General features: G+C 38.9%; 4 protein-coding genes and 1 pseudogene. 2 read left to right on the forward strand and 3 right to left on the reverse strand.

Annotation, left to right across the window (positions count from 1 at the left end):
- Positions 1 to 193: 193 nt before the first annotated feature.
- Positions 194 to 1,684, forward strand: a complete 1,491-nt coding sequence (locus tag C9J45_RS12040) for a lactate dehydrogenase (RefSeq protein ID WP_107292574.1) — start codon at positions 194 to 196, stop codon at positions 1,682 to 1,684.
- 75 nt (positions 1,685 to 1,759) lie between these two features.
- Here the strand turns inward: C9J45_RS12040 and C9J45_RS12045 are convergent, their stop codons facing one another.
- Both C9J45_RS12045 and C9J45_RS12050 read right to left on the reverse strand, forming a co-directional pair.
- Complete coding sequence (locus tag C9J45_RS12045) at positions 1,760 to 2,107, reverse strand: RidA family protein (protein WP_005366374.1); 348 nt, start codon at positions 2,105 to 2,107, stop codon at positions 1,760 to 1,762.
- A 121-nt stretch (positions 2,108 to 2,228) separates the two neighbouring features.
- Positions 2,229 to 3,503: an NAD(P)/FAD-dependent oxidoreductase gene (locus tag C9J45_RS12050; protein WP_369974368.1), complete on the reverse strand. Its 1,275-nt coding sequence runs from the start codon at positions 3,501 to 3,503 to the stop codon at positions 2,229 to 2,231.
- Between the two features lie 190 nt (positions 3,504 to 3,693).
- Between C9J45_RS12050 and C9J45_RS12055 the strand changes: the two genes are divergently transcribed.
- On the forward strand, positions 3,694 to 4,728 hold the full coding sequence (locus C9J45_RS12055; protein ID WP_107206798.1) for a PotD/PotF family extracellular solute-binding protein: 1,035 nt from the start codon (positions 3,694 to 3,696) through the stop codon (positions 4,726 to 4,728).
- A gap of 47 nt (positions 4,729 to 4,775) precedes the next feature.
- Here the strand turns inward: C9J45_RS12055 and C9J45_RS21540 are convergent.
- Positions 4,776 to 9,527, reverse strand: a pseudogene (locus tag C9J45_RS21540) (hypothetical protein); the annotation flags it as partial.

Here is a 9,527-nt window from a genome sequence, read left to right on the forward strand (position 1 = left end):
GAAACCAGCTCGATAATGTAAAATGTGGCGTCTTACACAATCATAGGTAACATATTATTGAAACGTATTGTTCTCTGACAGTGCTGAGTACTATTTACTCAGCCCCTTCTCACAAATCCCACGCCTGCTTAGTAACAACCTTGATAATATATTTATACTCATTGTTAAGACCCCTCAAAAATAAGGTTTGATTATGTCGACATCTCTTACAACAGCAAACCCCATTGAGCAGTTACCTTTGGCTTTTAATGGCCATCAGTTTAATCACTGTAAGACATTGAGTTGTAAGAACTTTGGTTCACATAATCCAAATGACTATGTGCTACAACAGGCAAACAAAAATCGTCCGATATTGGTATGCCGTGAATGTGGTGCTTTTCCTCCTTTATTGAATAACCAAGATATTGTAGAAGAAGCGCTACGTTACCAAACCCAACAAAGCGGCGATCTTCCTAAATGCACAAATAACGCCTGTGAAAATAACGTGTTTTCAGCATTAACACATAGACATTTATATCACGCATTTGGCTTTAGTGGTGACAGGCAACGTTATCGTTGTAAAGCATGCGACCAAACATTTGTTGATCGTTGGTCTGGTAGTAATAATAAACATCTTATACAACAAAAACTCTTAGGGTTATTATTTACTGGTTATCCCGTGCGAGATATTTGTCGTCGCTTAGAGATAAATCCAAAAACATTTTATGATCAATTAAACCACATCGCAGCAAGGTGTCGCCGCCAACTTGCTCTATTTGATGAACGCTTGTTTAAGCACCAACATAAAGTACAACTGGCTTCCAATATAAAAGCGTTGCAAGAGAAAAGTATGAACGGTGTACTATGGGTTGCCAGTGCAGAAGCGCAGTCAGGGTATGTTGTTGCTCAGCATATTAATTATCAACAAGAAACCGTGGAATCAACACAAGAGCACCATGATGCTTATCAAGATAACGCTCGCTATATGGCGCTCTCTACACCACATCAAACGCTGACAGAAACATTTATCCCACAAGGAATATTAGCGCGAGTAGATACAACCTATAGGAAAATTTTTAGTCGCTCCAATATGGAAAATCCATTGACTGATGGCAGGCTCATTAATTACCCAACAAAAGGAACATTGATCCACCCTCAATACACCGTATATAGCCACTACCTTTATTTAAAGCAAATGTTCCAACATAGCGACTATCTTGCGGTTTTTATGCCTCAAGAAACACTACTTCGCTCTGCCTGTATTTCAGTTTTTATTGAGCATATTAAAAAGAAACGAATTGATCCTGTTTATGTTCTTGAAGATGAACAATGGCTACACGGCGATAAGCCAGACAATGTCGATATTGTTCTACTAGGTTGGTGGCAAGATAGGTGGGCTTTTACTCATTTAGAGAACGCAAGTAAAGGGATCTGCCATCTTGGTGGAGAAACCTCGAAAGATAAACAATGGCTAGAACACGCAACATACCGTGCTATTTCATCTTATCAAAACCGTTTTCAAGACCAATTTAGCCAACTGATCAACGAGCCAAGACGTAAACTTCGCCCTGCAGGATTATTGCCCTTGCTTGATATTTATCGCGCTTGGCATAACCTTTGTCGCCAAGATAAATACAGATTAACTCCTGCGCAACGATTAGGGCTTGCCTCTTCACCCATAACATTAGAACAGTTACTGAGCTAGCAGCAGACATAAAAAAGGCTCAATATTGCCATCACTGATGCCATTTTATTGAGCCTAATTAGGATGTTTATAATCTTATTTTTCAGCTGCAACTACTGATATTTCAACCAATAAAGCATCACGTGCCATGCTGGCTTCCACACAAGCACGCGCAGGTGCATGACCTTCAGGAACCCAGTTATCCCACACTGCATTCATTTCTGCGAACATACTCATATCTTTAATGTAAATCGTTGCAGAAAGCATATGCTCTTTATCACTTCCCGCTTGTAGTAATAACGCTTCAACTTTATCTAACATTGTCTGTGTTTGCTCTGTAATATCTTTTGTTGCATCAGCACAAACTTGACCACACAGATAAATAGTTCCGTTATGTTTTACAATACGGCTCATTCGAGCACCCGTTTCCAAACGTTCAATCATGATATTTCCTGTTCACTAGAAAGTAAGAGGTCATTGTAACTTTTTTTGCATAAAAGTCGTCATAGTTCGGTAAGAAAATAAAATTATTTGCACATAATGCAGTTTACACCGTAAATTTCAGCTATTTGCCTAACGAATCTTCAATTCTCGCTTTCCAAATCGCCATTGCTAATGCTGGCTTGCGTAGCACTTCAGGTGTTGGGATCCAGCCATGCTTGATCTTAGCAAACACATCAAAACGCTCTGCTGTGCCAGACATTGCTTCTGCTATGACTTTACCTGCAATATTGGTTAAACCAACGCCATGACCGGTGTATCCATGAGCAACATAAATATCATTCCCCAAGTGATCAATTTGAGGCATGTAAGAACGAGTGACCGCAAATAAGCCGCCCCAGTGGTACTCCATTTTCACATCTTTTAGCTGTGGGAATACCGTGATCATACGTTGACGTAGACGCTCCGCTGAATCACTGTATTCACCATTAAATGGGTGATTTACACCGCCAAATAAAATACGACCATCAGGTGTCGGACGGTAATAATCAAGACTGTTATTTAAGTCTGACATTGCCATCATATTGGAAATAGGCTGACGATCACCTAATTGCTCTGTTACTGCAATATAAGAAGCAACGGGCAAAACGACACTTTGTGCTTTACGGTTTAACCCGTCTAAATATGCATTACACGCCAATAACACTTGTTTCGCTTTTACACGACCTTTTGGGGTATGAATAATATGTGGATTGCCTTTTTCAATTTTAGTCGCAGGGGTATTTTCAAATACCGAAGCACCTAATGACATTGCAGCACTGGCTAAACCTAAGGTGTAATTTAATGGGTGCATATGTGCACTGTTTGAATCAAACAACCCACCAAGGTAACGATCGGTATGCGCTACTTGCTGAATTTGTTCTTTTTCCCACCAGCTTGCACTTGGGTAATCATAACGAGTCTGCTTTAAGTCATACCAAGATTTTAATTCTTCTTCTTGGCTCTTTTTCAATGCCAGCTCGATATAGCCTTGTTGAAAATCACAGTCGATGTTGAATGTTTCAATACGCTCGCGTGCAATATCAACTGCCTCACAAGAGAGATCCCATAATTGTTTTCCCCATTCAGGGCCATAGGTCTCATCGACTTCACGCAGCCCCAAACAGTAACCAACGAGACACTGCCCACCATTACGGCCAGATCCCCCCCATGCTAAACGCTGAGATTCAAGAACGACAACCGAAAAACCTTTCTGACGTAATTCGATGGCAGCATTCAAACCTGTCATACCCCCACCAATAATACACACATCAGCTTCTATCTGTTGTTCGAGTGCTGGTTGCTCAGGTAATGCATTAATTGTTGCTTGGTAATAACTATCAATATATTGACTACGCATGGACATTCCAATTGCCTATAGATAAGAACAGAGAAAAAATCGCGCGGATAATGTCACGCTATTAATGCAACAACAAGGGATTTATTACTGTGATAGTGGTCATATATCACGCCGATTAACTTTGACATGCTTAATGTTAACTCTATTATCCGCTACTCACTGACTTACCTGGTCATTTAGGGAAATAGAAATGAAAAAAGTTTTTAAAGGGGTGACAACACTAGCATTCGCACTTTCAGCATTTAATGTTTCGGCAAATGATGCTGTGCTTAATATTTACAACTGGGCTGAATATATGCCAACAGATGTAATTCAAGCATTTGAGAAAGAATACAATGTCACCGTCAACTATTCGACTTTCGATAATAACGAAGCGATGTATACCAAATTAAAACTGCTGGATAACAAAGGTTATGATGTGGTTTTTGCTTCAACCTATTTTATTGAAAAGATGGCGCGTGAAGGCATGTTAGCCAAAATAGACAAATCCAAAATGCATCACTTAAAAGATGTTTATCCTGGTTTGTTAGGCCAACAATTTGATCCTAAAAACGATTACTCACTTCCGTATGTTTGGGGTGTGACAGGGATCTCTTATAACTCAGATAGTATTAAAAACGATCAGGTAACGGGCTGGAATGATTTATGGAATACTGATTTCCAACGCCAAGTCATGCTATTAGACGATGTTCGTGATGTATTTGGTATGGCATTAAAAGCACAGGGCCATAGCATTAACAGCACAAACGAAGCTGAAATTAAACAAGCATACGAGAAACTGCGCGACTTACGTCCTAACGTTGTTGTCTATAACTCAGACGCACCACATGTCCCTTATGTGACGGGTGAAGCGATGCTCGGGATGCAATGGAACGGTAATGCTTATTTAGCAAAACAAGAAATGCCAGAGCTAAAATTTGTTTATCCTAAAGAAGGATCGATTCTGTGGATGGATAACTTTATTGTGCCAGAAGGCAGCGTAAATAAAGATTTAGCCTTTAAGTTTATTGATTTCTTTATGCGTCCAGAAAACCAAGCAAAATTGGTTGAAGAGCTAGGTTTCCCTGCGCCAAATAAGCAAGCAAAGTCATTCTTACCTAAAGAATTACAAAACGATCCAATGATCTTCCCAACAGATGAGGAAGTAAATAAAGGTGAGTTTACTAATGATGTTGGTAGTGCTGTCAATATTTACCAAAAATACTGGCAGATGCTGAAGAGCTAAAATAAAAAAGAGCAACACACTGTGTTGCTCTTTTAGTTCAAATAATATTAATTAAATTCTATTCCAGTACTTGTTACAAAATAACTAAGTTCACCAAAATCATTAATTGTCAGCTCCTTAGAATACAGAGAAACAATATCCTCACCACTAGAATTTATTGATACATAAATATCAGTTAACGTAATAATCTTTCTCTGACTATCAGCAATTGCTTCGAGTTGAAGAGCTCCCAAATCATTAATATGCCAAGAGAACTCTTGACCTAATGAATTAACGGCAATTTGATTTTTAGAAAAACTATAATCCTCACCGCCAATATTAAGTGACTTATCGTTCAAGTATGATTCATGGAATACTAGTTCAGAAACTAAATTAGGATCGGTACATGACACAACAGCATTGTGGTAAAGATCTTCGCTAGCAATTGAGCCATTACCAATAGAACAATAGTTCGCCATAGAATCTGACAATTTAGCTATTGCTGACCATACATCATAACTGTATGTACCATCCGCTAATTTCACTTGCGAATAAACAACTATGTTATAAGTACCATCTCTACCTAAATCAGTAACTTGATATTCAAACACTGAATCTACGGCTTGTCCGATTGGGGCAACATAAGCGCCATTCTGACTATAAGTTGCAATAGAGTCTGCCGAGATAACATGAATATCACCGCGCGGAGACACAACCTTCAGAACTTTTCCATAATTAGAAGCGAATAAATCAAACTCATCACTTAAATTATTACACTGCTGAATTACTTCAGAGTAAGCACTTGGGTAGTTAGCTGAAATAGCGTCAACTGATGACGTAATACTATCGCCACATGCTGTAGCGGTATCATTAACATCAGAAATTGCCATTACACGCTCAATATCATTACTCGCTATTTCATTAAAGAAGACAGTATCTTCAACACTTGCAGGTGAACGTTTCACTTTAACAAGCTTACCATCCAATTCGGTAACAAGCGTTTTATTGATATTTTCAATGGTGTATTGATTAACCCAACCATATTTAGCGTTTTCATCTTCTAACTTAATATTCAATGAAATCATGCTTTCATTGTTTGTATATTGCCAAGCTGAATCAGCTGATAACGGTATTTCATTTAAAGTATAAGTACTAGTTTCACTATCATAAGCTTGATCAAATAATTTAACTAAACCAACTTCATTAATCTGAACTAATAGCCCCTGTATATCAAATCCATAATCAAGCGAGTTGTTTGATTCAATTTGATCACCACTTTGACTGAAATCAGCAACGATTAAATCAGATAAAACATACTGTTGTTCCTGATAACTAATGATAGAATTACACGCTATAACACCATTAACTGTTGCATTATCATAACAATGTTCAGATTCTAAATAGTAATATTCGCTGACAGCTAGCTCTGATATTAAAGCTTTAGCACCTGGTGAGAATTGCTCTGTGTAGTCCCACATTTCAGGTATGTACAACTTTTGACTTCTTAAGAAATAAGTAATATTTGTTCTTGATAAGTCAACTTCTTTACCAGAAATCACATCACTATATAGCTGATTCTCTTGCTCATAAGTAACAGAGCCATCACCATTATCAACAATATTTGCGCTGTTTGAATCGACTGAAATAGTGCCATCTGCTGATAATATATATGTCGGATTAAAATCTCGTTCAGCAAAATAATTTAGGCTACTTTGATTCGTTAACTCAGCCTTATTTACTGATAACTTTGAACCATCAAATAAATACGTTAATTTTTCAGAAGAATTATATCCATCTATTCCATACTCAATAAAAGTTGAATTTTCTTGCAAGAAATCACTTGCATTATTTCCTGTCTCTATAGGTGTCTGAGTTAACTCTTCATACTCTTTTAAACGTAGTTCTACATCAGCTTTGAAAGATGAAATATCGCTACCAAATGACTCATTATTACTTGTATAGCCCAGTAATGATTTCGTCTGCTCTTTAAAGCCCCAAACAGGATTACCTTCTAAATCGTATTCAGTATAATTGCCGACAGTTTTAATCAACAGCTCACCGTAACCGATATAATGTGTACCTGAATCTTTAATATTCCGATCGGCACGTCCCGGATCGCCAGATTTATTAATATAGGTTAGATCATAATTATAAGACTGAACACATACTTCCTGTAGCCCCTGAGGCCCCTGAATAATATCTTTACCTACATAAGTAATTTCTTCAGATACTTGTTGTGGGTCATCTTTTAATGGAGCCCATGGCGTAACGCGAATACTCTCAACTTGTTGTGGTTCATTTAGCTTAGCTAATTTACTAAAACCATCCGTTGATAGATTCAAACCATACCATTGATTATTTATCTCTTGGAAACCATAGTATTTTCCTTTCTCATCACCGACGCCAAGATACTCATACTCTTCAGCAACTAAAGGATTTGAGAAATCATCCAACTGACTCATATCATACAATTGAACCAGTGATTGATTTACACTTAGGCCTTCTGTTTCCTGCCAATTATCAACAACCTTTTGATCTGTTATTAACTGATGAAAATAACTCGGGTACTCAGAATCAAGTCCTGTTCGGATAACCTGATAAAGCTTACTATTCTTCAAATCAGTATTACTATCGCTCTGATCTTGAGGAAGCGACGCTAAACATTGACCATATGTATCTGGAGTCACTAACGCTATCAATGGTTCGTTATCAACAATATCGTCATACCCATCGTTATCATCATCGGGATCAACATTGTTAGCTAAACCATCTTTATCGGTATCAACAGATTCAAATGGATTATCAGGGTATTCATCCAAACGATCTGGTATGCCATCACCATCTGTATCTTTATTATATTCAAGATATTCTTCCCTTAATAAATCCATTTCAGATTTAAATACGACAGGGCTTTGACCTATAGTTTCAACACCTTTGGTATAACCTTGTAAAGTCTTGGTTTGTTCTGTGTAACCGTCAATATAACTACCATCTACGTTGGCTTCGGTATATTCACCGACAGTTTTAACTAAGACCTCACCATTGCCAATATAATTAACCCCAGAAGCTGTAATATGTAGGTCTTTACGTGATTCATCTTCTGATTTATTAATATAAGTCAGATCATACGCGTAAGATTGGACACACACTTCTTGCGGGCCATCAGGACCTTCAATAATTTCTTTTCCGGTATAAGTAATATCTTGTGATATTTCTTGCGGATCATCAATTGATGGAGCCCATGGCGTAACACGGGTACTAATAACTGTTTGTGTTTCATTTAATGCAGAAGATTTATTAAACCCAGCATTCGTTAAGTTCAAACCATACCAACGATTTTCAATATCTTGGAATCCAAAATATCGACCTTCATTATCACCAGTACCCATATACTCATATTCTTGTGCAAGTAATGGATCGACTTCAAGAGATGAGTTATCTGCACGATAAGAGTCAACGGTAGATTGGATAACGGTTAGTCCTGGAATGCCTTGCCAGTCATTCAACTCACCAACTTCAGAAATCAACTGCAGTGTATTGAGAGGAATTTCGCTATCTAAAGGCATTTCTGAAACGTGGTACAACGAGCTGTCTTTCAGATCAGATGATGTACCTGCAAATGCTTGCGGAAGAGAGCTTAAACACTCACCAAATGTAGAAGGTGTTGTTAAGGCGACTAATGGATCAGTATCAACAGCATCTTCGTAACCATCGTTGTCATCATCCAGATCAGCATTATTACCAATACCGTCACCATCGGTATCTACCGATTCATTATTATCTAATGGGAAAGCATCATCAGAGTCAGCGACACCATCGCCGTCGTCATCGGTATCTTTGTTGTTACCAATACCATCGCTATCGGTATCAACTGTTTCTGAGTTATCAGCAGGGAACGCATCAGCGTTATCACCGACACCGTCACCATCAGTATCTGCTGTTTCTGATTTATCTTCAGGGAACGCATCAGCGTTATCACCAACACCGTCACCGTCGGTATCAACTGTTTCTGAGTCATCAGCAGGGAACGCATCAGCGTTATCGCCTACACCATCACCATCGGTATCAAGTGTTTCTGATTTATCTTCAGGGAACGCATCAGCGTTATCACCAACACCGTCACCGTCGGTATCAACTGTTTCTGAGTCATCAGCAGGGAACGCATCAGCGTTATCGCCTACACCGTCACCATCGGTATCTACTGTTTCTGATTTATCTTCAGGGAACGCATCAGCGTTATCACCGACGCCATCACCATCGGTATCTGTTGTTTCTGATTTATCTTTAGGGAACGCATCAGCGTTATCGCCTACACCGTCACCATCGGTATCTACTGTTTCTGATTTATCTTCAGGGAACGCATCAGCGTTATCACCAACACCGTCACCATCGGTATCTACCGTCTCTGACTTATCTTCAGGGAACGCATCAGCGTTATCACCGACACCATCACCATCGGTATCTGTTGTTTCTGATTTATCTTTAGGGAACGCATCAGCGTTATCGCCTACACCGTCACCATCGGTATCTACTGTTTCTGAGTCATCAGCAGGGAACGCATCAGCGTTATCACCAACACCGTCACCATCGGTATCAAGTGTTTCTGATTTATCTTCAGGGAACGCATCAGCGTTATCACCGACGCCATCACCATCGGTATCTGTTGTTTCTGATTTATCTTTAGGGAACGCATCAGCGTTATCGCCTACACCGTCACCATCGGTATCTACTGTTTCTGAGTCATCAGCAGGGAACGCATCAGCGTTATCACCAACACCGTCACCATCGGTATCAAGTGTTTCTGATTTATCTTCAGGGAA

Source organism: Photobacterium sp. GB-1, from assembly GCF_003026165.1.
Classification (GTDB): Bacteria; Pseudomonadota; Gammaproteobacteria; order Enterobacterales; family Vibrionaceae; genus Photobacterium.

What these genes read in the sequence shown, in the direction of transcription:
- C9J45_RS12040 (WP_107292574.1), top strand. Translation starts at nt 194, where the DNA reads ATGTCGACATCTCTTACAACAGCAAACCCCATTGAGCAGTTACCTTTG.
- C9J45_RS12045 (WP_005366374.1), bottom strand. Translation starts at nt 2,107, where the DNA reads ATGATTGAACGTTTGGAAACGGGTGCTCGAATGAGCCGTATTGTAAAA.
- C9J45_RS12050 (WP_369974368.1), bottom strand. Translation starts at nt 3,503, where the DNA reads ATGCGTAGTCAATATATTGATAGTTATTACCAAGCAACAATTAATGCA.
- C9J45_RS12055 (WP_107206798.1), top strand. Translation starts at nt 3,694, where the DNA reads ATGAAAAAAGTTTTTAAAGGGGTGACAACACTAGCATTCGCACTTTCA.